Source organism: Stutzerimonas sp. FeSN7 (assembly GCF_030263795.1).
Classification (GTDB): Bacteria; Pseudomonadota; Gammaproteobacteria; order Pseudomonadales; family Pseudomonadaceae; genus Stutzerimonas; species Stutzerimonas stutzeri.
In genome coordinates, this window is sequence record NZ_JARPMN010000001.1 from 2482042 (window position 1) to 2508232 (window position 26191).

The window sequence follows — 26191 nt, forward strand, 5'->3', positions numbered from 1 at the left end:
GCTCAGGCCAGGTGGCTGGCCAGCAGATAGTAGATGGCAGCCGCCAGCAGCGTGCTGCCCATCAACCCGATGCGCCCCTGCACGGCCAGCACCGCGACAGCCATCAGCGCCAGCCCGCCGGCCACGGGTGAGCTGCCGATTTCGCTGTAGACGACATACACGGCGAGATTGACGAACACGGCCATCGGCATCACCTGTCCGACCAGGTGCAGCCCCCGTTCGCCCAGCGAGAGGCGAACGAATGCGGGCACTATGCGCACCAGCACGCTGGTGGTCGAAAGGGCAGCCATGGCGACCAGCGCTGCATCGTTCATGACCGACGCCTGCCCAGCAGCCAGGTCGCCAGCAGCACGCCGGGGACCCAGAAATACACCGGCCCGAGCAGCAGGATCAGCCCACTCGCCCCTGCGACAACGAACGCGATCCGCATCAACGCCATCTGCCGATCGTGCTGCAACGAACCGATCCGGCTCCTGAGCTGCGACACGGCCAGATACAGCAACACTGCACTCGCCGGGAAGGCGAGATTCAGATCGTCGCCGAGCCAGGCTGTAGGCAGTGCGCGGCTCAGCAACGCACCCAGCACGCCGGTCAGCACCCAGGCGAGGAAAATCATCAGGCGAAGGCGCAGCACCACGCCGGGCCCATCGTCGTCGCGCTCGCTGGCGTAAGCCTCGTCGCCGAGCATGTGCGCGCAGCAGGCGCGATCCAGCGCTCGTTCTGGCAGGCGGTCTACCGTGGTGAGCGCCATGGGCACGTAGCGGCTGTTGATCGAGGCCGTGACCAGCAGCAGGGTGAGAAAGCCTGCGCCGCCCTCGCTGAGCGGCAAAGCGGCAAACTGACCGCTGCCGGTAAAGCCGAGCAAACCGACCAGCAGCACCTCCCACCACGACCAATCGGAACGCGCCGCCAATATGCCGAACAGCATGCCCACCGGCATGACCGAAAGCGCGGCCGGCAAAGCACGTCGATAGCCAGCCAGGCTCGCCGCACGACGCCCCTGCAGTCGAGCGAAATCTTCCGTTGCCTCTGTCACTTGAAACCCCGCTGCACGAACCTGTCACGGCCAGTCTCGGTCGTGCCGCGCGGAAGCGTCTTGCACGATCGTGCAGACGAGGTGGTTCAGGATTGGCGGATCAGCCGCAGCCAATGCCCCGGCGAAAGCCCATAGGCCTGTTTGAACTGGCGGCTCATGTGACTCTGATCGGCGAAACCGGCGATCAGCGCGGCCTCGCTGGGCGAGATTGCTCCGAGCAGCAGGCGGCGAACCTGGTCGAGCCGCCGCAGCGTCAGATAGCGATAAGGGCTGGTGCCGAACAGCGCGCGGAAATCCCGCGACAGGCTCCAGCGATCGCGGCCTGACACCTGCTCCAGCTCATCGAGGCTGACGGGCTGGGTCAGGAATTCGTGGATGTAATCCCGGGCCCGCTCGGCCGCGCGGAAATCGACGCTGCGCCGCCGCCCCTTCGTCCCGGCGATCGAGGCCATCACCTGAGCAAGGTCGTATAGCGCATCCTCTTCCTCCAACCCCTCGAGTGGCCGGTCCAGACACTGCAACAGGCTGCCAATGGCTCGCTGCAGGCGCGGGTCGCGGGATACGCCTTCGTCGATGAAGGGCAGCGGCTGGCCGCCCAGCGGGCCCTGCAACAAGGCGGGCTCGATGTAGACGATGCGGTAGCGGAACCCCGCTTCATTACCGGCCTCGCCATCGTGCAGCTCGTCCGGATGCAGCACGAAGGTGTCGCCCGGCAGGCTGTGGCGCGCGAACTTGCGGTAGTTGAAACGATGCAGGCCCGCCAGCGTACAGCCGATGGCATAGGTGTCGTGCCGGTGAGGAGCGAATCCGTAACCGGCGAAGTAGGCCTCCAGTCGCTCGAGCCGCCCCGGTTCGTGCGGGCGCCTGACCCAATCCTTGTCGTTCATGTGCGTCGCGTCATCGTCCGGCGGCCATCGTTTCGTTGCTGACCCGCGCTACGGTAGCGAGCGATGGCGATGACAGGCAACCACAGCCCGCGCAAGGGCATTCTTGAGCCGTTCCGTTCGTCAAACGGACATCGCTTAAGCCCCGCGCGCCGACTATGGTTGGCGTAGAGAACTGCTAGGAAGCCAGGCACACATGGGCGCAGTATGGCGATCCGACAAGACATCCCAGGATGGGCGTAACACGCGCGCCCCCTCCCCTGCATCATCCCGTACATCCGGCAAGGGCCGTCGCAAGACGGCGCGGCGCCTGGCGCTGCTCGTGGGCGTTTCATTGCTGGCCGGTGGCGGCTATCTCGGCTGGCAGGAGCTGGAGAGTTCACGCTGGCAGTCGCAGTGGCTGAGCCGCTATGCCGCCGACCTGGATTACACCGTCAAGCCCGGGCCGAGTCCGCGCATCCAGTTTCCCGAGGATGGCCCCTTCGATCGTCGACTGGGTTACGTCGATCTACCTAATTTCATCGAACGGCTGGTGCAGCGCAATTTCCGCATCGAGGAACAGGCGCGCTTCTCGCGCGCGCTGCTGGATTACACCAGCCGCGGCTTCTTCCCGCCCTACCCGGAAGAATCCCAGGCCGGCCTGACGATCAACGACTGCCGTGGGCTGCCGCTCTATACCAACAGCTATCCACGTCAGTACTACGAACGCTTCGAGGACATCCCCCCGCTCGTGGTGATGAGCCTGCTGTTCATCGAGGATCGTGGCCTGCTCGACGCCAGCCGGCCGAACGCCAACCCGGCGGTGGACTGGCCGCGGTTCACCAAGGCTGCCATCAGCCAGCTGGAAAAGCGCCTGGGCCTCGGCGGCCAGGCCGCTGGCGGCAGCACCCTGGCCACTCAGGTGGAAAAGTATCGTCACTCCCCCGAGGGGCGCACCGGTGATCCGCAGGAAAAGATCCGGCAGATGGTCTCCGCCAGCGTACGGACCTACCGCGAAGGTCCGCAGACGCTCGCCACCCGCCAGCGCATCGTGCGTGACTACCTCAACAGCGTGCCGCTTTCCGCCGCACCGGGTCACGGCGAAGTGCACGGTATCGCCGACGGCCTGCGGCTCTGGTTCGGTGCCGACTTCCGCGAGGTCAACCGCCTGCTCGATCCACGCAGCCCGGAAGCGGTCGACCAGCAGGCCCGTGGCCAGGCGCTGCGTCAGGTGCTGTCGCTGCTGATCGCTCAGCGCCGGCCCTCCTATTACCTGGGCGCGGGCCGCGAGGAAATGGCGGCCCTGACCGACAGCCATATTCGCCTGCTGGCCAACGGCGGCATCATCGACACGGCCCTGCGCGATGCCGCGCTGAGCCAGCGCGTCGTGGCGCAGAACCCCAATCGCGACGCGGCGATCCAGCCCGTGGAAGCCACCAAGGGCATCACCGTGGCGCGCATGCGCCTTGCCGGTCTGCTCGGCCTGCCGCTGTATGACCTGGACCGGCTGGACCTCACCGCCAGTACGTCGTTGCAGGGTGATCTGCAGAGCCAGATCAGCGAATATCTGGTGCGCCTGGCCGATCCGGCCTTCGCCGAGTCGGTCGGTCTGTTCGGCGACCGCATGCTCTCGCCGGAGAAGACCGGCGACGTACGCTACAGCTTCACGTTGTTCGAGCGCGGCGAAGAAGGCTTCCGTGTGCGGGTGCAGACCGACAACACCAACCAGCCGTTCGACATCAACGAAGGCAGCAAGCTGGAACTGGGCTCGACGGCCAAGCTGCGGGTGCTGACTACCTACCTGGAAGTCATCGCCGAGCTGCACCAGCGCTATTCCGAACTCAGCGCGAGCGAACTGCGCAAGATCGATGCGCGTGCCAATCTCAGCCGCTGGGCCATCGACTACCTGGCAACCAACAGCGATCGCAGCCTCGACCGCATGCTCGATGCAGCGCTGGAGCGCCGCTACTCGGCGAGCCCGGCCGAGCGCTTCTTCACCGGCGCCGGCATGCACCGCTTCGGCAACTTCCGCCGCGAGGACGACGGCCGTATTCCCACGGTGCGCGAGTCGCTGCGCGAGTCGATCAACCTGCCGTTTGTGCGCCTGATGCGCGATCTGGTCAGTTACAGCACTTACGAGACCATCAACAGCGCCGAGCTGCTGAAAGACGACAAGGACCCGCGCCGGCAGGAATACCTGACCCGCTTCGCCGACCGCGAGGGCTCGGTGTTTCTGCAGCGGTTCTGGAAGAAATACCGCAACAAGAGCGCCGACGAGCGTATCGAGACCTTCCTTCAGGGCATGCGCCCGACGCCCGTACGCCTGGCTGCCGTGCATCGCTACCTGATGCCGGATGCCGAACGCGCAGTGTTCGACCGCTTCCTCAAGCAGCACCTGCCGGATGCGGCGCTAAGCGAGAAGGAACTCGATTCGCTATACACCCGTTACGGTCCGGGCGCCTACAGCCTGCCCGATCAGGCCTATATCGCCCGCACCCATCCGCTGGACCTGTGGCTGCTCGGCTATCTGATCGCCAACCCGCAGGCAACGCTCTCCGAAGTGGTCGCCGACAGCCGCGCCGAGCGTCAGGAAGTCTATGGCTGGCTGTTCCGCAGCCGCCACAAGAGCGCGCGCGACAGTCGCATCCGCATCATGCTGGAGGTGGAAGCCTTCACCGATATCCATCGGCGCTGGCAGCGCCTCGGCTATCCGTTCGACAACCTGGTGCCGTCGCTGGCTACCGCGCTTGGCAGTTCCGGAGACCGGCCGGCCGCGCTGGCCGAGCTGATGGGCATCATCCTCAACGACGGTGTCCGCCTGCCCAGCGTGCGTATCGACAACCTGCACTTCGCCGAGGGCACGCCATACGAGACGCGCTTGGGCTTCGTGGCCGGGTCCGGCAAGCGCGTGATGCCGGTGGAAGTCGCACGGGCGCTGCAGGATGCGCTGGCCAACGTGGTCGAAGGCGGCACGGCGCGGCGTCTGCAAGGTGCCTTCAAGCAGGAGGATGGCAGCGCGCTGCGCATCGGTGGCAAGACCGGGACCGGCGACAACCGCATCCAGAGCGTCGGCGCCGGCGGCCGGCTGATCAGTTCGCTGGCGCTGAACCGCACCGCCACCTTCGTCTTCTATCTGGGGCCGAATCACTTCGGCACGCTGACGGCCTATGTGCCGGGCCGGGCCGCCGACAGCTTCCGCTTCACCTCGGCGCTGCCGGTACAGACCCTCAAGGGCATGGCGCCGATCCTGCAGCCGTACCTGCAAGGCGCGAACAGCCTGTGCCAGCCCGAGCACCTGCCGGCACTGACCAGCGGCATGCTGTCAGCGGAGAACTGACCGCCCAGACAGTCCCCGTCCACTCGGGGCCTGTTTTTTCTTGCGACGCTTCGCCTGTTTGCCTGTCGAATGCCTCGGCCCTTGCCCGTCGATGTGCAAGGCCGCCGCCGTAACGATCGGCCGACAATGGGAAACGTCATGCTCGAAGGGATATTGCTGGCCAGCACAGGCCTTTTCGCATTCGTCACACTGCTGCCTCTCTGGCGGCATCGCGCCTGGTGGGTGCGCGTATGGGAATTTCCACGCCTGCAGCTCGCCACACTGCTGGCGGTACTGCTGGTCGCGCAGGCGCCGCTGCTGGACTATGGCCAGCCCTGGCATCTGCTCGCCTCGCTGACCAGCGCCGCCTGCCTGATCTATCAGCTCTGGTGGATCGCGCCCTACACCCGCCTCTGGCGCAACGAGGTGCTACGTGCCGAGCCAGACGCCCCGCGGCCACGCATCCGCGTGATGGCCACCAACGTGCTGGGGCCCAATCGCCAGGTCGAGCGCCTGCTGGCGCTGGTGCACGAGTACCTACCCGACGTGCTGGTGACACTGGAAACCGACTCTTGGTGGGAAGCACACCTGGACCAGCTGAGCGACGACTATCCCCACAGTATTCGCTGCCCGCAGGACAACCTCTACGGCATGCACGTGTATTCGCGCCTGCCGCTGGAGGAGCCGGAACTCAAGTTCCTGGTGGAAAACGACGTACCCTCCATGCATGCCCGGGTGCGTGTCGATGACAGCCTTTCGGTGCGCATGCATTTCCTGCATCCGGCACCGCCCAGCCCCACGGAGAACGACGAGTCCACCGAGCGCGACGTGGAACTGCTGGTGGTGGCCAGAAGCATCCAGCACAGCGATGATCCGATCATCGTGACCGGCGACCTCAACGATGTGGCCTGGTCGCCGACCACCCGCCTGTTCCGCAAGATCAGCGGGCTGCTGGATCCACGCGTGGGCCGCGGCATGTACAACACCTTCCATGCCCATCACTGGTTCCTGCGCTGGCCTCTGGACCACTTCTTTCACAGCGCGCACTTCCGTTTCGTCCGCCTGCTGCGCCTGCCGGACATCGGCTCCGATCATTTCCCGGTGTTCATCGAGCTGCAGTACGACCCGAAGCACACTGAAGAGCAGCAAGGGCTCGAGGCTGATCGTGATGACCAGCGGCAGGCCGCCGAGACCATAGCCGAAGAACCGGCAACATCGCAGGATGTGCCACAACCCGAGGCCGGGCCGCGCCGCTGAGGGTTATCCCCGCTACGCGCAAGGCCTATACTGGACGAGACAGCGCTCACCGGTTCAGAAGAGAGGTTCCTTTGGCACCTGCATCCGATCGCCCCGCCCTCACACCCGACACCCTGCGCGAACTGGCTTTCGACCAGTCGATTCGCTGGACCAGCCAGAACGATGACCTCTGGCAGCTGATCGACAACGACCTCTGGGCGCTGACCCGCAATCCCAGCCTGATCCTCAGTACCGTGCCGGAGCAGAAGCTGGAGGCGCTGCTGCGCCGCGTCGACTGCCACCGCCTGGTGGACGGCATCGTCAAGGCGCGCCAGGCACGGCTGGAGCAGCCGACCTGGTTCGCCAGCCAGCAGTACGGCGAACGCCTCGCGCGAGTCGCCTACTTTTCCATGGAATACATGCTCAGCGAAGCCTTGCCGATCTATTCCGGCGGCCTCGGCAACGTCGCCGGGGACCAGCTCAAGGCCGCCAGCGACCTCGGCGTGCCGGTCACCGCGGTGGGCATGCTCTGGCAGCACGGCTACTTCCGCCAGAGCATCGGCCCGGACGGCCGGCAGCAGGCGCTGTACCCGGTCAACGACACCCGGCAGATGCCCATCGAGCCGCTGCATGACGCCAGCGGCGCGCCTCTGAGGCTGGCCATACAGCTGCCGGGGTTGCAGATCTGGCTGCGCGGCTGGCAGGCCCGGGTCGGCCTCAATCGCCTGCTGCTGCTCGATACCAATGACCCCGCCAATCCACCCATCGCGCGGCTGATCGCCAGCGAACTCTATGGCGGCGACAACGAGATGCGCCTGCGCCAGGAACTCGTGCTGGGCATCGGCGGCTGGCGCTTGCTGGAAGCCGCCGGCCTGCAGCCCGATGTGCTCCACCTGAACGATGGCCATGCCGCATTCGCCGTGCTGGAGCGGGCGCGCAGCCATATGGCCCGGGAGCGGGTCTCCTTCGCCGTGGCCCTCAATGCGACGCGCGCCGGCAATCTGTTCACCACCCATACACCGGTCGAAGCCGGGTTCGATCGCTTTCCGCCCGAGCTGGTGAGCCAGTATCTGGAGCGCTATGCCGAATACGAGCTGGGCATTTCCATGCAGACGCTGCTGGCCATGGGGCGCAAGCAGCCGCAGGACTCCCACGAGCCGTTCAACATGGCCTACCTGGCCACCCGCGGGGCGGGCGCAGTCAATGCAGTCAGCCAGCTGCACGGGCACACCAGCCGCTACATCTTCCGCGAACTGTATCCGCGCTGGCCGCTGGCGGCGGTACCGGTCGGGCATGTCACCAACGGCATCCACCTGCCGACCTGGGTGTCGCCGAATGCCGAAGCCCACTGGTACGAGTTGCACGGCGACGAGATTCCCTGGCGCGGCATCGATCACGCTTCGGTGGATGAACTGCTGGCCCAGGTCGACGACCGCTGGCTGTGGCAGATCCGCCAGCATGCGCGCAACGAACTGCTCGGCTTCGTGCGCAGCCATCTGGCCCGTAGCCTGGCCGTGCATGGCGCCTCGCCAGCGGACATCGAAGTGGCCGGTTCACGCCTGCATCCGGAACGGCTGACGCTTGGCTTCGCCCGTCGCTTCGCCAGTTACAAGCGCCCCAACCTGCTGCTGCAGGACCCCGAACGGCTGGCACGCATCCTCAACCACCGCAGCTGCCCGGTGCAGTTGCTGGTGGCTGGCAAGGCACATCCGGCCGACCGCGCCGGGCAGGCGTTACTGACCGAGTGGCAACGTTTCGCCGCCAGGCCCGACATCGCCGGCCGCGTGGTCTTTCTCGAGGACTACGACATGCGCATCGCCAGACACCTGGTGCAAGGCGTGGACGTCTGGCTGAACACGCCGAGGCGGCCCTGGGAGGCCAGCGGCACCAGCGGCATGAAGGTGCTGGCCAATGGCGGCCTGAACCTGTCGCAACTCGACGGCTGGTGGGCCGAAGCCTACGCCACCGACCTCGGCTGGGCCGTTGGCGACGGCCTGGAATACGGCCCGGAGCACGATGAAGTGGATGCCGAGCAGCTCTATCAGCTGCTGGAAACCCAGGTAGTCCCCACTTTCTACGCCCGTGACGATGAAGGGGTGCCCACCGCCTGGGTGCAACGCATGCGGCGCAGCATGAGCGCGCTGGTCGAGCGTTTTTCCGCCGATCGAACCGTGCGCGAATATACCGAACAGTATTACTTGCCCATGGCGACGGCCTACCGCCGGCGCTGCGCCGATGGTTCGGCGCTGGCCAGCACGCTGTCGCACCAGCTCACCCGCCTGCGCAGCTACTGGCATGAACTGGCCTTCACCGGTGTGCAATGGGCCCGCGAGAACGGCCAGCTCCAGGTCGACGTCCGTCTGCATCTCGGCCATCTGGAACCGCGACAGCTTGCCGTGCAGCTCTATGACGAAGGCCGGGGCGAAGCTCCCGCCGAGGTCCATCCCCTCACCCTCATCGAACACGACGGTGCTTTCGCCAGTTACCAAGGCCACTTGCCTGCCGACCGCTCGGCGGCGGATTACACTGCGCGGGTCGTCCCTGGCAGCCAACTGGGGCTGTCTGTGCCGCTGGAGCTGGGCTTGATTCACTGGCAGCGATGAACGCTCGGAACGCCAGCGCAGCGGCGCAGTCCTCTATTAACCACTTGCCTTTTGAGGAAGACGCAGATGATGAAGCAACTGTTCGACAAATCCGCCCCACAGAACGTCCACGGCTGGGAACGCGCCGCCTCGCTTGCCGGTGGGCTGGTGATGATGGGCAAAGGACTGCGTCGGGGCGGGCTGATCGGGCTGGCGGAGCTCGCCATGGGCGGTATGGCGCTGGCGCGCGGCATCAGCGGGCGCTGCGAAGCCAAGCGCATGTTGACTGAAATGGAGAGCAAGCCAGCCCTGCCGAGCCAGCGCTACAGTCATATGCCGCTGGATTCGGAAGTCCACAGCCCGGACTTCAAGGGTGACAACGTGACATTGCCCGACAGCACGCCGATGGGTCACGAGACGCGCGGCACGCCGCAGGTCTGAACCACTGCAAGGTGGGCTGAAGCCCACCCTTTGCGCGCCGGGAGTCGGCGCCTGCCTCGCCGTACCGACGCCCGATCAAGCCTGCCCCAGCAACCGCCCCTGATTCTGCTGTGCCATCTCCTTGAGGTAGTCCCAAGTGGTGCGCATGCGCGCCAGGTCCTTGAACTCGATGGGCATCAGCATCCAGAAGGTGCGGGTAAAGCTGACCTTCTCTGGCAGCAGCAGTCGCAACCGTGGATCGGCATCGGCGGAAAACGCCGGCAGGATCGCGATCCCCGCCCCCATCGCTACCGCTTCCTGCTGCGCCAGCAGGCTGGTGCTGCGCAGCCCGACCGAGCGGGGATCGGCGATCCCATCGAGAAACAGCAGCTCCTTGCTGAACAGCAGGTCATCCACGTAGCTGACGAAGCGGTGCTCTGCCAGATCCTCGCGGCTGCGGATCGGCGGGTGTTCGTCGAGATACGCCGGCGACGCATACAGCCGCAGCACGTAGTCGGTCAGCCGGGTGATGATGAACGGTCCGCGCTCCGGGCGTTCCAGGGTGATGACGATGTCCGCCTCGTGACGCGACAGGCGCACCGCGCGCGGCAGCGCCAGCAGGTCGATGTTCAGGTGCGGATAGCGCCGGCTGAGCCCGGTGAGCTGGCCAGCGAGCATCACCGTGCCGTAACCCTCGGTGGCGCCGATGCGTACCTGCCCGGAAAGGCCATCGCCCATGCTGGGCAGTGAATGTTCGATGGCCACGCTGGCACTTTCCATGGCCTCGACCCGCGGCAACAGGTTGCGCCCGGCTTCGGTGAGCTTGTAGCCACCCGGCTCGCGCAGGAATAGCTGCAGGCCGATGCTTTTTTCCAGCGCCTGCAGCCGGCGCGAGACCGTGGTGTGGTCGACCGCGAGCCGACGCGCCGCAGTGGTCAGCCGCCCCGCTCGGGCGACTTCGAGGAAATAGCGCAGATTGTCCCAGTCCATGGTTGCCGCCTCCAGCAGGTTCCTGTGCATTTATGCAGAGCGACTCTGCAGTCGATCGCATTGTAATGTGATTTTTTGCATTGCTACATTCAATGCAGCCCTCGCAGCCGTCCGCGAGCCAATAACAACAACAGTGCCTTTTCAGGCGGAGAGCCATATGACAACGTCCAACGCCATTCCTACCGTCAAACTGCTGATCGACGGTGAATTTATCGAATCGACCACCCAGGACTGGCGCGACGTCGTCAACCCGGCGACGCAGGAAATCCTGGCGCGCGTGCCGTTTGCGACCGCCGAGGAAATCGACCGCGCCGTCGCCAGCGCCCAGCAGGCCTTCAAGACCTGGCGCAAGACGCCGATCGGTGCGCGTGCGCGCATCTTCCTCAAGTACCAGCAGCTGATCCGCGAGAACATGAAGGAGCTGGCGGCGATCCTCACTGCCGAACAGGGCAAGACCCTGGCCGATGCCGAGGGCGATGTGTTCCGCGGCCTGGAAGTGGTCGAGCACGCCGCCGGTATCGGCAACCTGCAGCTCGGCGAGCTGGCGAACAACGTCGCCGCCGGCGTCGATACCTATACCCTGCTGCAGCCGCTGGGCGTCTGCGCCGGTATTACCCCATTCAACTTCCCGGCGATGATTCCGCTGTGGATGTTCCCGATGGCCATCGCCACCGGCAATACCTTCGTCCTCAAACCGTCCGAACAGGACCCGATGGTCACCATGCGCCTGTGCGAACTGGCGTTGGAAGCCGGCGTGCCGCCGGGCGTACTCAACGTGGTGCATGGCGGCGCCGATGCGGTGAATGCGATCTGCGACCACCCGGATATCAAGGCGGTGTCCTTCGTAGGTTCGACCAAGGTCGGCACCCACGTCTACAACCGTGCCAGCCAGGCCGGCAAGCGCGTGCAGTGCATGATGGGCGCGAAGAACCACGCCATCGTGCTGCCCGATGCGCACAAGGAGCAGACCCTCAACGCCATCGCCGGTGCCGCCTTCGGCGCGGCCGGCCAGCGCTGCATGGCGCTGTCGGTGGTGGTGCTGGTGGGTGAGGCGCAGGCCTGGATTCCCGATCTGGTAGCCAAGGCGCAGACCCTCAAGGTCAACGCCGGTGTCGAGGCTGGCACCGACGTCGGCCCGCTGGTTTCCTGCGCGGCGCTGGATCGCGTCAGCGGGCTGATCGAACGTGGTGTACAGGAAGGAGCCAGGCTCGAACTGGATGGCCGCAACCCGAGCGTCAGCGGTTACGAAAAGGGCAACTTCGTCGGCCCGACCCTGTTTTCCGGCGTCACCCCCTCGATGAGCATCTACCGCGAAGAAATCTTCGGCCCGGTCCTCTGCGTCATGGCGGCGGCGACCATGGACGAAGCCATCGAGCTGATCAACGCCAACCCGAATGGCAACGGCACCGCCATCTTTACCCGCTCCGGCGCGGCGGCGCGCCACTTCCAGGAAGAGATCGACGTGGGTCAGGTGGGCATCAACGTACCGATCCCGGTGCCGGTGCCGATGTTCTCCTTCACCGGCTCACGCGCTTCCAAGCTCGGCGACCTCGGCCCCTACGGCAAGCAGGTGGTGCAGTTCTACACCCAGACCAAGACCATAACCGAGCGCTGGTTCGACGAAAACGAGGTCGGCGGCCCGGTCAACACCACCATCAACCTGAAGTGACATCACGCACCGGGCCGGCGGACGCGCCGGTCCTCAAGGACGCTGAAATGACATTCGAAACCCTGCTCGTCGACATCCAGGAGCGCGTTGCGCTGATCACCCTCAACCGGCCGCAGGCGCTCAATGCGCTCAATGCGCAGCTGATCAGCGAGCTGAACCAGGCCCTGGGCCAGCTCGAGGCCGATCCGCGGATCGGCTGCATCGTGTTCACCGGCTCGGCCAAGGCGTTCGCCGCCGGCGCCGACATCAAGGAAATGGCCGAGCTGTCCTACCCGCAGGTCTATCTCGATGACCTCTTTGCCGAAGCTGACCGCATCGCCACGCGCCGCAAGCCGCTGATTGCCGCCGTCGCCGGTTACGCGCTGGGTGGCGGCTGCGAGCTGGCATTGCTCTGCGACATGATCTTCGCCGCCGACAATGCGCGCTTCGGCCAGCCGGAAGTCAACCTCGGCGTGCTGCCGGGCATTGGCGGCACCCAACGCCTAACCCGCGCAGTGGGCAAGGCCAAGGCGATGGACATGTGCCTGACCGGTCGCCAGATGGACGCCGCCGAAGCCGAGCGCGCCGGCCTGGTCGCCCGTGTATTCCCAGCCGAAAGCCTGCTGGAGGAAACCCTCAAGGCTGCTCGGGTGATCGCCGAGAAATCCCTGCCGGCCACCATGATGATCAAGGAAAGCGTCAACCGCGCCTTCGAGACCACGCTGGCCGAAGGCATCCGCTTCGAGCGTCGCGTGTTCCATGCGGTGTTCGCGACCGCGGATCAGAAGGAAGGCATGGCCGCGTTCAGCGAGAAGCGCAAGCCTGAGTTCACCAATCGCTAAGCCGCATCTGGCCATAACAACAAGAGGAAACACGCCATGCATATCGGATTCATCGGCCTGGGCAACATGGGCGCGCCCATGGCCCACAACTTGCTCAAAGCAGGCCACCAGCTCAGTGTCTTCGACCTCAACGCCGCGGCCGTCGAAAACCTGGTCGGCGCCGGCGCGCTGCCGGTCGACTCCCCGACCGCCATCGCCCAGGGCAACGCCGAGCTGATCATCACCATGCTGCCGGCCGCCGCCCATGTGAAGAGCGTGTACCTGGGCGAGAACGGTCTGATCGCCAGTAGCCGAGCCGGCGTGATGCTGATCGACTGCTCCACCATCGACCCGCACAGCGCCCGCGAAGTGGCCAAGGCCGCTGCCGAGCATGGCAACCCGATGCTCGACGCACCGGTTTCGGGCGGCACCGGCGGTGCAGCAGCCGGCACCCTGACCTTCATGGTGGGTGGCAGCGATGCGGACTTCGATCGTGCGCAGCCGATCCTCGCGGCCATGGGCAAGAACATCGTGCACTGCGGTGCAGCCGGCAACGGCCAGGTGGCCAAGGTCGCCAACAATATGCTCTTGGGCATCTCCATGATCGGCGTCGCCGAGGCGATGGCGCTGGGCGTCGCGCTGGGCATGGATGCCAAGACCCTGGCCGGCGTGATCAACACCTCCAGCGGCCGCTGCTGGAGCTCGGATACCTACAACCCCTTCCCTGGCGTGCTGGACAATGTACCGGCCTCGCGCGGCTACAGCGGCGGCTTCGGCAGCGACCTGATGCTCAAGGATCTGGGCCTGGCCACCGAGGCCGCCAAGCAGGTGCGTCAGCCGGTGATTCTCGGCGCCCTCGCCCAGCAGCTCTACCAGAGTTTCAGTGCCCAGGGCCATGGCGGCCTGGATTTCTCGGCGATCATCAATCAGTACCGCAAGGACACCTGACCATGAGTGCAACCGAACGCCCCGTGCTGGCCGCCGTACGCAACCACGTCGGCCACCTCACCCTCAACCGCCCGGCCGGGCTGAATGCGGTGACCCTGGAAATGGTCCGCCTGCTGCACCAGCAGCTCAGCGCCTGGGCTGCCGATCCGCAGATCCATGCCGTGGTGCTGCGCGCCAATGGCGAGAAGGCCTTCTGCGCTGGCGGTGACATCCGTTCGCTGTACGACAGCTTCCAGCGCGGCGACACCGAGCATGAAACCTTTTTCGAAGAGGAATACGCGCTCGACCAGTACATCCACGCCTACCCGAAGCCGCTGCTGGCGCTGATGGACGGTTTCGTCCTCGGCGGCGGCATGGGCCTGGTCCAGGGCGCGTCGCTGCGGGTGGTCACCGAGCGCGTGCGCATGGGCATGCCGGAAGTCGGCATCGGCTATTTCCCGGATGTCGGCGGCAGCTATTTCCTCTCGCGCCTGCCGGGTGAGCTTGGCACCTACATGGGCGTCACCGGCCTGCAGATCCGCGCCGCCGATGCGCTGCACGTGGGGCTGGCGGACTGGTGCGTCAGCCACGACCAGATTGCCGAGCTGGATCGCTGCCTGGACCGCATGAGCTGGTCCGTTCATCCGCAGGAGGCGTTGCGCACCCTGGTGGCGACGCTGGGCAGCAACAAACTGCCGGGTTCCGAGCTGAAGACTCTGCATCAGGCCATCGATGAGCATTTCGGCAAAAGCGACGTGGCGGCGATCCGCGCATCGCTGGCCGCCGAGACACGCCCGGAGTTTGCCGACTGGGCCGAGGAAACGCTGAAAGTGCTCGACAGCCGTTCGCCGCTGGCCATGTGCGTCACCCTGGAGATGCTGCGGCGCGGCCGCGAACTGCCACTGGCCGACTGCTTCGCTTTGGAACTGCACCTGGACCGTCAATGGTTCGCCAAGGGCGACATCATGGAAGGCGTGCGTGCGCTGATCATCGACAAGGACAAGTCACCGCGCTGGAATCCGCCGACGCTGGCAGAGGTCACGCCGGAGCGCGTCCAGGCGTTCTTCGACGGCTTCAAGGCCACCACCGGCAAGACACGCCGCAGCGCCACGGCCTGAAGCTCTTTTGCAGCACAACAACAAGAAGAGACCGCGCAATGCATGACCTCGAACTCAGCGAAGACCAACGCATGATCCGCGACATGGCGCGCGACTTCGCCCGCCGCGAGATCGCCCCCCATGCACAGGCCTGGGAAAAGGCCGGCTGGATCGACGACGCTCTGGTCGCCCAAATGGGCGAGCTTGGCCTGCTCGGCATGGTCGTCCCGGAAGAATGGGGCGGCAGCTATATCGACTACGTGGCCTACGCCCTGGCCGTGGAAGAAATCTCCGCCGGCGACGGCGCCACCGGCGCGCTGATGAGCATCCACAATTCGGTGGGCTGCGGCCCGGTGTTGAATTACGGCTCGCAGGCGCAGAAGGACGAGTGGCTGGCTGAACTGGCCAGCGGTCGCGCCATCGGCTGCTTCGCCCTCACCGAACCGCAGGCCGGCTCGGAGGCGCACAACCTACGCACACGCGCCGAACTGGTGGATGGCCAGTGGGTGCTCAACGGCAGCAAGCAGTTCTGCAGCAATGCCAAGCGGGCGAAGCTGGCCATCGTTTTCGCGGTGACTGATCCGGACCTCGGCAAGAAGGGTCTTTCCGCGTATCTGGTGCCCACCGACACCCCTGGTTTTGCGGTGGAGCGCAGCGAACACAAGATGGGCATCCGTGCCTCGGACACCTGCGCGGTCTCGCTCAGCGACTGCCGAATCCCGCAGGCCAACCTGCTTGGCGAGCGTGGCAAGGGCCTGGCGATTGCGCTGTCGAACCTCGAAGGCGGACGCATCGGCATCGGAGCGCAAGCGCTGGGCATCGCCCGTGCGGCCTTCGAGGCCGCTCTGCTCTACGCCCGCGAGCGCGTGCAGTTCGGCAAACCGATTGCCGAGCACCAGAGCATCGCCAACATGCTTGCCGACATGCAGACCCAACTGAATGCGGCGCGTCTGCTGATTCTGCATGCCGCGCGGCTGAAGAGCGCCGGCCTGCCGTGCCTGTCCGAAGCCTCCCAGGCCAAGCTGTTCGCCTCGGAAATGGCGGAGAAGGTCTGTTCGCAGGCAGTGCAGATCCACGGTGGCTACGGCTATCTCGAGGACTACCCGGTGGAGCGCTACTACCGCGATGCGCGTATCACGCAGATCTACGAGGGTTCCAGCGAAATCCAGCGCCTGCTGATCGCGCGGGAGCTGGCGAACTATCCGCTTTAGCGATGAACCCTTGGAAAAGGCGCCGCCGATGCCGCAGTGCTGCCTGATGGCAAATCCGGGCAGCCTGGGGTGAATTTTCAGCTTTCATTGGCGGGCCAACGCCCACCCTAGGGTAAATACCTCACGGGATGTGACGTCCCCGCTCCACCTGACTGCCCGATGGTCTGCAGGCTGGGCTTCAGCCCACCACCCGCTCGAAGCCCATAACCACAGCCAAATAAAAAGGGGAGCCGCTAGGCTCCCCTTCAGGGCGTGTTGCTTTGTTCTTCTTCTGCTGACGGGCTTGTTGTTTTTGTTCGCAGCCCGATCGGACCATCGTCCGCATAGCAGTCCCATTCGGGACAGAAAGAACAAACGGATTATTTTGGTCGCTGAAGTTGCCACTGCCCTCGCGGGTTCAACCGGTTCTGGAGCTGCCTCAAGGCAGTTTTATTGTTCTCGGTCCGGTCGACAGGAACCTGTCGGGCAATTCCTCTCCAAAAGAATCAGTTTGCTACGTCTCCCACCTGCTTGTTTTTATTGTGTCGGAGTCGCTACGTGTTGTTCTTGTTATTGGGTGTGCTTTCTTGTTCTTGTTGTGCCCATTAGAAAGCATTCGCCGTGCCAGCTTTTGAGATTCCTTTATTTTCAATGAGTTTGAATCACCCCGGGTTTCGTGGAGGCCTCAACTCTTGAGAAGATGAGGCCATGAGAAAGACTACTACCTACTCCCCTGAAGTCCGTGAGCGTGCTGTGCGCATGGTTCTGGAACACCTGAACGACTATCCGTCCGAGTGGGCAGCCATTGAGGCCATCGCTCCGAAGATTGGCTGTGCCGCGCAAACCCTGCATGGCTGGATTCGTCGCCAGCAGACCGATGCGGGGCAGCGCCCCGGTCAGACCAGTGAAGAGCGCGAGCGCATCAGAGCCCTAGAGCGCGAAAACCGCGAACTGCGTAAGGCAAACGAGATATTGCGCCTGGCCAGTGCGTATTTTGCCCAGGCGGAGCTCGACCGCCGCACCAAGTCCTGAGGGCGTTTGTCGATCAGCATCGTGACCGTCTCGGGGTCGAGTCGATCTGCCGCGTGTTGCAGATCGCCCCGTCCGGTTACCGCAGGCACGTGGCTCAACAGCGCAACCCGGCACTGCGCTGTTGTCGTGCTCAGCGCGATGACGCATTGACCCTGGAAATCCAGCGAGTGTGGGATGCCAATATGCAGTGCTATGGCGCGGTGAAGGTCTGGAAGCAGCTGCGGCGAGAAGGCATCGAGGTCGCCAGATGCACGGTGGAGCGGTTAATGCGTCGGGCCGGATTGCAGGGCATTAGACGTGGCCAGATCGTGCAGACAACGGTGGCCGGCGACAAGGCCCTTTGCCCGCTGGATCGTGTCCAACGCCAGTTCCATGCCGACCGCCCGAACCAGTTGTGGGTGTCGGACTTCACCTATGTATCGACCTGGCAGGGCTGGCTGTACGTGGCGTTCGTGATCGACGTCTTTGCACGGCGGATCGTCGGCTGGCGAGTCAGTACCAGCATGAAGACAGACTTCGTACTGGATGCCCTGGAGCAGGCCCTGTACGCCCGCCAGCCACACCGTACCGGTGGTCTGATCCATCACAGCGACCGTGGAAGCCAGTACGTCTCGATCCGCTATACCGAACGGCTGGCAGAGGCCGGCATTGAGCCTTCGGTTGGCAGCAAGGGAGACAGCTACGACAACGCCTTGGCCGAAACCATCAACGGGTTGTACAAGGCCGAGCTGATTTACCGTCAGTCATGGAAGAGCCGCGAAGCCGTCGAAATGGCGACTTTGAAATGGGTGCACTGGTACAACCACCAACGCCTGCTGAGCTCAATCGGATATATCCCGCCTGCGGAGGCTGAGGCAAACTTCCACCAGCAACAAGCAGGTCAGGCCATGGCGGCCTGACTTAAACGAAACGGCCTCCACAAAACCCGGGGCGATTCAAGTTAGCCTTCTTCACCTGTCACGGGAGGCTGCCGCGCCAGCCCTTTCGTTACCGCCCACTCCAGGAGACCGTTACGCCGTACGAAAGGAGTAACACCTTCGGACAGGTTTCCAGTAACAGCTGCAGCTCCGCATCGGGCGCTCAACGCAGGACACCCCGACAGTGGTCACCGTCAGGGTGTCGATCGCTCGATGGGCATAGGTAGGTTCTTCGGCTGGTTAGCGCCTGGGCGTATCAGGCGTCCGCTGTTTGCACAGCAGTTTCCTTGCGTCTTGCCATGTAATCGCAGGCCAGAATGGCCAGCAGTGGAACGACGCCAACACTGAGGGCAGCGTGCCAGGATCCGATCAGACCCACGAAAAGCATCCCCACGACAACGATCGCAGCGACGCAATGGGCCAGGAAACGACACAGTTCAAGTGCAACTACTTGTTGTTCGGCATTGTTATTCATACGTTTGACTCCCCGTTTTTCTTGTAATAAGCAGCCTCCGTTTTCATATTAGTCCGCCGTTAAAAGCCTGCAACCAAAACCGACGTGCGGCACGTCTAGGGCGGGCTTTACAGGGATTACCCCATACTTTCGTCGATACCGTTCAATAACTTTGGCGGCTGTTCGAACATAAGTCGCAGATATTCTGGAATCCATTTCCTGACTGTTTGTCCAATAAAAGCCATGCTGATAAGCAGGGCGCCCGGGCAGCACCATGAACGGCCCCAGCGAGGCTTTTATTGAAAAAAGCCCACAGGCTTCTTCGCCATTTCACCCCGCCGCGCGCTCAGTCCCACCCTTCGTTCGTACTGCACCGCAGCGTTCGCCGCGCCTTGCCCGGTGTGCGCGAAAACCGCGGCGCCGGCGCCGCCTGCATCATCCCGTCGAGTTCCTGATAGACCCCGCGCTGGCGCAGATGGGGATGCTGCGGCGCATCGGCCAGTTCCAGCACGGGCGCGAAACAGGCGTCGCTGCCCTCCAGCAAGGCACACCACTCGGCTTGGGTGCGGGTCGCGAACAGCCGCTCCAGCAACTCGCCCTGCGCAGGCCACTCGGCCGGATCGGCACAGCCCGCCCACAGCGCTTCCGGTGCGTCCATGCGCTCCAGCAGCTCGCCCCAGAACTGCGGTTCCAGCGGGCCGATGGCGATTTCGCGGCCGTCCGCGCAGCGGTAGCAGCGATAGTTCGGCGCCGCCCCAGCCAGCGGATTGCGATCACGCTGCAGGTCGATCCGCCCACTCGGCAGCAAGCCGGCGAAGAACGTCATCAGCGACGACACCCCGTCGACGATGGCCGCATCGATCACCTGCCCCTGCCCTGAGCGCTCGCGCTCCCACAAGGCAGCGAGAATGCCGACGGCTAGGTAGAGCGAGCCACCACCGAAATCACCGACTAGATTCAACGGAGGGATGGCCGGCCCGCTTTCGCCACGGATCGCCGCCAACGCGCCGGTCAGCGCGATGTAGTTGATATCGTGCCCGGCGGCCTTCGCCAGCGGGCCGCTCTGCCCCCAGCCGGTCATGCGCCCGTAGATCAGCCGCGGATTGCGTTCCAGCAGCTCGTCCGGCCCCAACCCCAGCCGTTCCATCACCCCGGGGCGGAAGCCTTCGATCAGCACGTCGGCGTCCGCGGCCAGCGCCAGGCTGCGCTCTCGCCCCGCCACGCTGCGGATGTCGAGGGTCAGCGTCTTGCGCCCGCGATCGACCACCGGGTTCGGCCAGCCATTGCCACCTTCGCGCTCGATACGCAGCACCTCGGCGCCCATGTCGGCCAACAGCATGGCGCAATGCGGACCGGGGCCGATGCCGGCGAATTCCAGCACGCGCAGCCCGCACAGCGGTCCGCTACGGGTGTCGTCATGTTCGTTCATGGGTCGATCTCCTCGATGCACACGCGCGCGGACGCGCCCCGCGCCGAAGCGCGGAGCGCGTCCGGTAACAGGCGTTACTGGTTGACGACGCTGGGCTGGTTCTCGACCAGATGATTGCGATAACGCTCGCGCAGGACCTTCTTGTCGATCTTGCCGGTGGCGGTGAGCGGCACCGCGTCGAAGATCACCGCGTCAGGCATCCACCACTTGACGATGTTCGGCTCCAGGTGGGCGAGGATTTGCTCCACCGTGATCTCGGCATCGCTGTGCGGCTCGACCACCAGTAGCGGGCGCTCCTCCCATTTCGGGTGGAACACCCCTACCACTGCCGCCACCTTCACGCCCGGGCAGGCCGCGGCCACGTTCTCGATATCGATGGAGCTGACCCATTCGCCACCGGACTTGATCACATCCTTGCTGCGATCGGTGATGCGCATGAAGCCATCGGCGTCCAGCGTGGCGATGTCCCCGGTGTCGAACCATCCTTCGGCATCCAGCGCGCTTTTCTCGCTGCGGTAGTAACGTTCCACCGTCCACGGCCCGCGCACCTTGAGGCTGCCGGAGCTGACACCATCACAGGGCAGCTCGTTGCCCTGCTCGTCCACTACCTTCAGCTCGATGCCGAACTGCAACCGCCCCTGGCGCGACCAGATGGTGTCGTTGGTGGCCTGCTGGCCGCGTTCGGCCAGCTTGGGCGTCGGCGTCGCCACCACGCCCAGGGGGCTGGTCTCGGTCATGCCCCACAGCTGGCAGACCGCCACGCCATACTTGGTCTGGAACGTCTCGGCCATGGCCCGCGGTACGGCGGAACCGCCGATCACCAGCCGTGCCAGGCTGCCCGAATCCTCGCCGCTGCGCTCCAGATGCGCGAGGTACATGGTCCAGATGGTCGGCACGCCGCCGGACAGGGTAACGCCCTCGCTCTTGATCAGCTCCTGCAGGCTGGCGCCGTCCATCTTGTCGCACGGCAGGACGAACTTGCAGCCATTGATCGCCGCAGCGAACGGCAGGCCCCAGGCGGTGCCGTGATAGAGCGACGAACAGGGCATGATGCAGTCGAAGGCGGACAGTCCGAACGCACCGGAAAGCCCCGCCGCCATGGCGTGCAGCACCACCGAGCGGTGGCTGTAGAGCACGCCCTTGGGGTCGCCGGTGGTGCCGGAGGTGTAGCAGAGCACCGCACCAGCGTTCTCGTCGAACTGCGGCCAGGCGAGCGGCTGTTCGACGGCGATCAGCTGCTCGTAGCCCATCACCCCTTCGAGGCCGGACGAAGGCTGCGCGGCCAGTTCGATGAAATGCCGGATATTGCTCAGCCGCGGCCGCAGACGGGCGACGCAGGCGGCGAAGCTGCTGTCGAACAGCAGCACCTGGCTGCCGGCATGGTTGATGGTGTACACGATCTGCTCATCCGACAGCCGCGGATTGGCGGTGTGCAGCACCGCGCCGATGCCGGGTACGGCGAAGAACAGTTCGTAATGACGATGGGTGTTCCAGGCCAGCGACGACACGCAGTCGCCGGGGCCGATGCCCAGCGCACGCAGCATACTGGCAGCCTGCGCGGCGCGGTTCGCAAGGCCGGCATAGTCGTACCGCCAGAGGGGTTCATCGACCAGCCGCGAGACGATTTCGCGGTCGCCATGGGCACGGGCGGCGTGGGTGAGGATGCCGCTGATCAGCAGGGGGGCGTTCTGCATCAAACCTGGTTGCATGTTTCCTACCTCTATCTTGTTTTTATTGTCGACGTGCCGGTCGAGGAAACGGCGTTCTACCGGCATGGTTCTTCGTTTGGCCGCCTCACGCACGCGGGCGGCGCAGCGGTGCTCAGTCAGATCCTCCGAGGTTGCGGGAGATGACCAGGCGCTGGATGTCGCTGGTGCCTTCGTAGATCTGGCAAACCCGTACGTCGCGGTAGATGCGCTCCACCGGGAAGTCGGACAGGTAGCCGTAGCCACCAAGGGTCTGGATCGCTGCCGAGCAGACCCTTTCCGCCATCTCCGAGGCGAACAGCTTGGCCATCGAGGCCTCCACCAATGCCGGCCGTCCGGCCTCGCGCAGCGCCGCAGCGTGATGGACCATCTGCCGTGCCACAGCGATCTGCGTGGCCATGTCGGCCAGGCGGAAGGCCACCGCCTGGTGCTCGACGATCGGCTTGCCGAAGGTTTCACGCTCCCTGGCGTAGTCGCGCGCCGCTTCGAAGGCGGCGCGGGCCATGCCCACCGCCTGGGCGGCGATGCCGATGCGGCCGCCCTCCAGGTTGGCCAGGGCGATGCGGTAGCCCTCGCCCTCCTCGCCCAGCCGGTTGGCCACCGGCACGCGCAGATCCTCGAAGGCGATCTGGCAGGTGTCCGAGGCGTGCTGGCCGAGCTTGTCCTCGACCCGTACCACCTGATAACCCGGGCTGTCGGTCGGCACAATAAAGGCACTGATACCGCGCTTGCCGGCGTCCGGATCGGTGACGGCGAAAACGATCACCGTGCCTGCATGCTTGCCCGACGTGATGAACTGCTTGGCACCATTGAGCACGTAGTGATCGCCGTCGCGCCGGGCGCGGGTGCGCAGGCTGCTGGCATCGGAGCCGGCCTGAGGTTCGGTGAGGGCAAAGGCACCGATCTGCTCGCCGCGCGCCAGCGGGGCAAGGAAATCGCGCTTCTGCTGGTCGTTGCCGAAACGCAGGATGGGCACGCAACCCACCGAGTTGTGCACGCTCATGATGGTCGAGCAGGCGCCGTCACCGGCGGCGATCTCCTCCAGCGCCATGGCATAGGCCAGGTAGCCGGTGTCGCTGCCGCCCCACTGCTCCGGCACCAGCATGCCGAAGAAACCGAGCGCAGCCATCTCGCCGATCGCCTCGGCCGGGTAACGGTGCTCGCGGCTCCACTGTTCGGCGAAGGGCTTCAAGCGCTCCCGGGCGAACTGCCGGGCCATCTCGGCGATCGCGCATTGATCCTCATTGGGCAACATGGGCGCCTCCTCAGACCAGTTCGACGGCCATGGCGGTGGCTTCGCCGCCGCCGATGCAGATCGCCGCCACGCCGCGGCGCAGGCCACGGGCGCGCAAAGCCGAAAGCAGCGTCACCAGGATTCGCGCGCCCGAAGCACCGATGGGATGCCCGAGCGCACAGGCGCCACCGTTGACGTTGACCTTGGCGTGGTCCAGGCCCAGCTCGCGCATGGCGGCCATGGCAACCACGGCGAAGGCCTCGTTGATCTCGAACAGATCGACCTCCTCGACGGCCCAACCGGTGCGCTCCATCAGCTTGTGGATCGCCCCGATTGGCGCCGTGGTGAACAGGTTCGGTGCATCGGCATAGGCCGCGTGACCGTGGATCACCGCCTGCGGCTGCAGACCCCAGCGCTCGGCCTCGGAGCGGCGCATCAGCAGCAGCGCGGCGGCGCCGTCGGAGATCGAACTGGAATTGGCCGCGGTCACCGTGCCGCCCTCGCGGAAGGCCGGTTTGAGGCTGGGAATCTTCTCCGGCATCGCCTTGGGCGGCTGCTCGTCGTCACGAATCTGCCGCTGCTGTTTGCCCTGGGTGACCTCCAGCGTGACGATCTCCTCGGCGAAACGCCCCTCGGCTATGGCCGACTGGGCGCGGCGCAACGATTCCAGCGCGTAGCCATCCTGCTCCTCGCGGCTGAAGCCGAAGGTGTCGGCGCATTCCTCGGCGAAAGTGCCCATCAGCCGGCCTTTGTCGAACGAATCCTCCAAGCCATCGAGAAACATGTGGTCGAGCACCCGGCCGTGGCCCATACGGTAGCCGCCGCGGGCGCGGTCGAGCAGGTACGGCGCGTTGCTCATGCTTTCCATGCCGCCAGCGACAACGATATCGGCGCTGCCGGCGAGCAGCTGATCGTGGGCCATGATCACCGTCTGCATGCCCGAGCCGCACATCTTGTTCACGGTGGTGCAGGTAGTGGCGCGGGTCAGTCCGGCGCTCAATGCCGCCTGCCGTGCCGGTGCCTGCCCCTGGCCGGCAGGTAGCACACAGCCCATCAGCACGTCCTGCACGTTCTCGGCCGGCAGCCCGCTGCGTTCCACCGTGGCGCGGATGGCGGCAGCGCCGAGTTGCCAGGCGGTCATGCCCTGCAGGTCGCCCTGAAAGCCGCCCATGGGCGTGCGTGCGCTGCTGACGATTACGATCGGATCATCTTTCATCTCTGCTTCCTTCATTTGGCGGCCATGCGCAAGGCACCGTCGAGGCGGATCACCTCGCCGTTGAGCATGCTGTTCTCGAAGATGTGCCGCACCAGCGCGGCGTATTCGGCCGGATGCCCCAGACGTGGCGGGAATGGCACGCCGGCAGCCAGCGAGTCGCGGATTTCCTGGGTCATGCCGGCCATCATCGGCGTCTCGAATACGCCGGGGGCGATGGTCATTACCCGGATGCCGAAGCGCGCCAGCTCGCGGGCGGCCGGCAATGTCAGGCTGACCACACCGCCCTTGGACGCGGCATAGGCGGTCTGGCCGATCTGCCCGTCGAAGGCGGCGATCGACGCCGTATTGATGATCGCGCCGCGCTCGCCGCCTTCGTCCGGCGCGTTCTCGGCCATCGCCTCGGCGGACAGGCGCAGCATGTTGAAGCTGCCGATCAGGTTGATGCCGACGATGCGGCTGAAGCTGTCCAGACTGTGCGGCCCGTTGCGGCCGAGGACCTTTTCGCCGCCGGCGACGCCGGCGCAGTTGACCAATCCGTGCAGCGCACCGAAGCGTTCGCGAGCAGCGCTGACGGCATGGCGGGCGGCCGTCTCGTCGCGGATGTCGGCGACCACACTGAACGCGTTCGCGCCCAGTGCGTCGGCAGTGGCCTGTGCGGCCGTCTCGTCGAGATCGACCAGAACCACCTTGCCGCCGGCCTCGACCAGCGCCTGCGCCGCTGCGGCGCCGAGGCCGGACGCGCCGCCGGTGATAAGGAATACGTTGTCCTGAATCCGCATGGCGTTCTCCCGTGCTTGTTGTTATGGGGTTCGAAGCCGGGATCATCTTTGGACAGCGACGGGCGGGCGGCAATGGTCGATCTATTCAACCTGCCTGACCGTTTTGGCCAATGGCAAAAAGCGATTACAGGTCTGCCCATAGAGCGTGGGCAAAAGCGCTGGGGGTGGAGCCCAGCAGCTCCGCGCTCAGCCTCGAGCCGGCGCGAGAATGAGGTTGCGGTAGTGGCCCGGATTGATACCCGTCCACTTGCGAAAGGCCTTGTAGAACGAGCTGACGTCGGCAAACCCCAGTCGCTCGGCAATCTCGCCATAGCTGACGCTGGCGTCGGCCAGCCACTCGGTGGCCATTTCCTGACGCAGGCCGTCCTTGATGGCCTGGTAAGGCTGCCCCGCTTCTGCCAGACGGCGACGCAGCGTCGAGGCCGACATGCACAGTGCCTGCGCCAGTGTCTCGCTGTCCGGCCAGCGCTCGGCGGGGAGGCTTCGCAGGTGCTGCTTGATGCGACTGGCCAGGCTGGAATGGTCCCGGTAGCGTACCAGAATGTTGGCAGGCGCCTCGGCAAGGAAACTGCGCAGTTCCGCCTCGCTGCGACGGATCGGCAGATCGAGCACCTCGGCAGCGAAGATGATGCGCGTCGAGGGACGCGCGAAGCGCAGGTTGTCGGAGAACATGACCCGGTAGTCGTCGGTGTACTCCGGCTCGGCGCAGCGCAGCTCCACCGCCAGCAAGGGAATGCGCCGTCCCACGAGCCAGCAGGCCAGCCCGTGCAGCAGCATCCAGTAGGTGAAGTAGCAGAACGCCCGGGCCGGCTCGGCGTTGCGCTCGCGCAACACCACTTCGGCAAGACTCTGGCTACGGATCAGCTTGCCGCGCAGGTTTTCCAGACCCAGGCCGAGAAATTCCAGCGCATGCACCAGAGCCTTCTCCAGCGTCGGCTGCTGCATGCAACTGCGGCTGAGAAAGACGAAGCTGCCCGAGCGCAGGCGTCGCGGGTCCATGCCGAAGAACTCGTCATCGAACCGCCGTGCCAGACGCAGCCAGAGTTGCGAGTAGTCGCGCACGTCCATGCGCCCATCGGGGTTTCGCAGGCAGCCGGGTTCGAGACCGATCTGTTCCAGCAGCTGCTCGGCGGTCAGCCCCGGTTGCAGGAAGCCGCGCAGCGCCTCGACCACAAGCCGCACGCTGATACTGTCGCGGCTAGCGGTGACCGCCTTGTCAGTCTTCAATTGCGCCTCGGTGATCATGCGGCTCGGGTTCCTCCATCGATGCCCGCCATGATCGGCCAGGCCGCCGCGTC

At 65.2% G+C, this 26191-nt stretch carries 21 protein-coding genes and 1 other annotated feature; of the genes, 10 read left to right on the forward strand and 11 right to left on the reverse strand.

Annotated elements, in window-relative coordinates; translation table 11 throughout:
* Positions 1-2 precede the first annotated feature (2 nt).
* The 3 genes from P5703_RS11645 to P5703_RS11655 form a co-directional block, all read right to left on the reverse strand.
* Positions 3-314, reverse strand: coding sequence for a hypothetical protein (locus P5703_RS11645; RefSeq protein WP_013982642.1), 312 nt, complete (start codon positions 312-314; stop codon positions 3-5).
* The gene (locus P5703_RS11650; RefSeq protein ID WP_020306218.1) at positions 311-961 is read right to left on the reverse strand and encodes an AzlC family ABC transporter permease; all 651 of its coding nucleotides are present in this window, start codon (positions 959-961) and stop codon (positions 311-313) included. The genes P5703_RS11645 and P5703_RS11650 overlap by 4 nt, the downstream gene beginning before the upstream one ends.
* Positions 962-1122: 161 nt before the next feature.
* Positions 1123-1923, reverse strand: coding sequence for an AraC family transcriptional regulator (locus tag P5703_RS11655; RefSeq protein ID WP_125460045.1), 801 nt, complete (start codon positions 1921-1923; stop codon positions 1123-1125).
* A 193-nt stretch (positions 1924-2116) separates the two neighbouring features.
* Here P5703_RS11655 and P5703_RS11660 point away from each other — a divergent pair, with 193 nt between their 5' ends.
* The 4 genes from P5703_RS11660 to P5703_RS11675 all read left to right on the forward strand — a co-directional run bounded on the left by P5703_RS11660 (position 2117) and on the right by P5703_RS11675 (position 9474).
* Complete coding sequence (locus P5703_RS11660; RefSeq protein ID WP_285586986.1) at positions 2117-5236, forward strand: transglycosylase domain-containing protein; 3120 nt, start codon at positions 2117-2119, stop codon at positions 5234-5236.
* 138 nt (positions 5237-5374) lie between these two features.
* Positions 5375-6472, forward strand: a complete 1098-nt coding sequence (locus P5703_RS11665; protein WP_256068868.1) for an endonuclease/exonuclease/phosphatase family protein — start codon at positions 5375-5377, stop codon at positions 6470-6472.
* Positions 6473-6543: 71 nt separating this feature from the next.
* Entirely contained in the window at positions 6544-9054 is a 2511-nt protein-coding gene (glgP, locus tag P5703_RS11670; protein ID WP_279641823.1) for an alpha-glucan family phosphorylase, read from the forward strand.
* 66 nt (positions 9055-9120) lie between these two features.
* Positions 9121-9474 (forward strand): YgaP family membrane protein, encoded by a 354-nt coding sequence (locus P5703_RS11675; RefSeq protein ID WP_014596560.1) that lies wholly within the window; start codon positions 9121-9123, stop codon positions 9472-9474.
* A gap of 75 nt (positions 9475-9549) precedes the next feature.
* On the opposite strand, the gene P5703_RS11680 is transcribed toward P5703_RS11675, so the two are convergent.
* Positions 9550-10443: a LysR family transcriptional regulator gene (locus P5703_RS11680; RefSeq protein WP_020306210.1), complete on the reverse strand. Its 894-nt coding sequence runs from the start codon at positions 10441-10443 to the stop codon at positions 9550-9552.
* Between the two features lie 157 nt (positions 10444-10600).
* On the opposite strand from P5703_RS11680, the gene P5703_RS11685 reads away from it, so the two are divergent.
* From P5703_RS11685 to P5703_RS11710, 6 genes are all read left to right on the forward strand, one after another.
* Positions 10601-12112 (forward strand): CoA-acylating methylmalonate-semialdehyde dehydrogenase, encoded by a 1512-nt coding sequence (locus tag P5703_RS11685; RefSeq protein ID WP_279641822.1) that lies wholly within the window; start codon positions 10601-10603, stop codon positions 12110-12112.
* Positions 12113-12159: 47 nt separating this feature from the next.
* Positions 12160-12933, forward strand: coding sequence for an enoyl-CoA hydratase (locus tag P5703_RS11690; RefSeq protein WP_125868979.1), 774 nt, complete (start codon positions 12160-12162; stop codon positions 12931-12933).
* A 36-nt stretch (positions 12934-12969) separates the two neighbouring features.
* Entirely contained in the window at positions 12970-13860 is an 891-nt protein-coding gene (mmsB, locus tag P5703_RS11695; RefSeq protein ID WP_020306202.1) for a 3-hydroxyisobutyrate dehydrogenase, read from the forward strand.
* Between the two features lie 2 nt (positions 13861-13862).
* A complete protein-coding gene (locus P5703_RS11700) occupies positions 13863-14957 on the forward strand; it encodes an enoyl-CoA hydratase/isomerase family protein (RefSeq protein WP_044315571.1) in 1095 nt (364 codons plus the stop codon).
* A 38-nt stretch (positions 14958-14995) separates the two neighbouring features.
* Positions 14996-16147, forward strand: coding sequence for an acyl-CoA dehydrogenase family protein (locus P5703_RS11705; protein ID WP_049325650.1), 1152 nt, complete (start codon positions 14996-14998; stop codon positions 16145-16147).
* A gap of 687 nt (positions 16148-16834) precedes the next feature.
* Positions 16835-18057, forward strand: a protein-coding gene (locus P5703_RS11710; protein WP_085987735.1) for an IS3-like element ISPst4 family transposase whose coding sequence is annotated in 2 segments (ribosomal slippage) — positions 16835-17120 and positions 17120-18057 — 1224 coding nt in all. Because the reading frame shifts where the segments join, the coding sequence is not laid out codon by codon here.
* Positions 17113-17229: a sequence feature (AL1L pseudoknot), on the forward strand. It overlaps the preceding gene by 117 nt.
* Positions 18058-18331: 274 nt before the next feature.
* Here the strand turns inward: P5703_RS11710 and P5703_RS11715 are convergent.
* From P5703_RS11715 to P5703_RS11745, 7 genes are all read right to left on the reverse strand, one after another.
* Positions 18332-18550: a hypothetical protein gene (locus tag P5703_RS11715; protein WP_014596553.1), complete on the reverse strand. Its 219-nt coding sequence runs from the start codon at positions 18548-18550 to the stop codon at positions 18332-18334.
* Between the two features lie 325 nt (positions 18551-18875).
* Complete coding sequence (locus P5703_RS11720) at positions 18876-19958, reverse strand: CaiB/BaiF CoA transferase family protein (protein ID WP_020306199.1); 1083 nt, start codon at positions 19956-19958, stop codon at positions 18876-18878.
* A 74-nt stretch (positions 19959-20032) separates the two neighbouring features.
* On the reverse strand, positions 20033-21652 hold the full coding sequence (locus tag P5703_RS11725; protein ID WP_017244968.1) for a long-chain fatty acid--CoA ligase: 1620 nt from the start codon (positions 21650-21652) through the stop codon (positions 20033-20035).
* Between the two features lie 127 nt (positions 21653-21779).
* Positions 21780-22919 carry an acyl-CoA dehydrogenase gene (locus P5703_RS11730; protein ID WP_125882176.1) on the reverse strand — a complete coding sequence of 380 codons (1140 nt, stop codon included), beginning with the start codon at positions 22917-22919 and terminating at the stop codon, positions 21780-21782.
* A 10-nt stretch (positions 22920-22929) separates the two neighbouring features.
* Entirely contained in the window at positions 22930-24114 is a 1185-nt protein-coding gene (locus P5703_RS11735; RefSeq protein ID WP_285587008.1) for an acetyl-CoA C-acyltransferase, read from the reverse strand.
* An 11-nt stretch (positions 24115-24125) separates the two neighbouring features.
* The gene (locus P5703_RS11740; protein WP_285587011.1) at positions 24126-24893 is read right to left on the reverse strand and encodes an SDR family NAD(P)-dependent oxidoreductase; all 768 of its coding nucleotides are present in this window, start codon (positions 24891-24893) and stop codon (positions 24126-24128) included.
* 186 nt (positions 24894-25079) lie between these two features.
* On the reverse strand, positions 25080-26138 hold the full coding sequence (locus tag P5703_RS11745; protein WP_045158202.1) for an AraC family transcriptional regulator: 1059 nt from the start codon (positions 26136-26138) through the stop codon (positions 25080-25082).
* Positions 26139-26191: the final 53 nt, after the last annotated feature.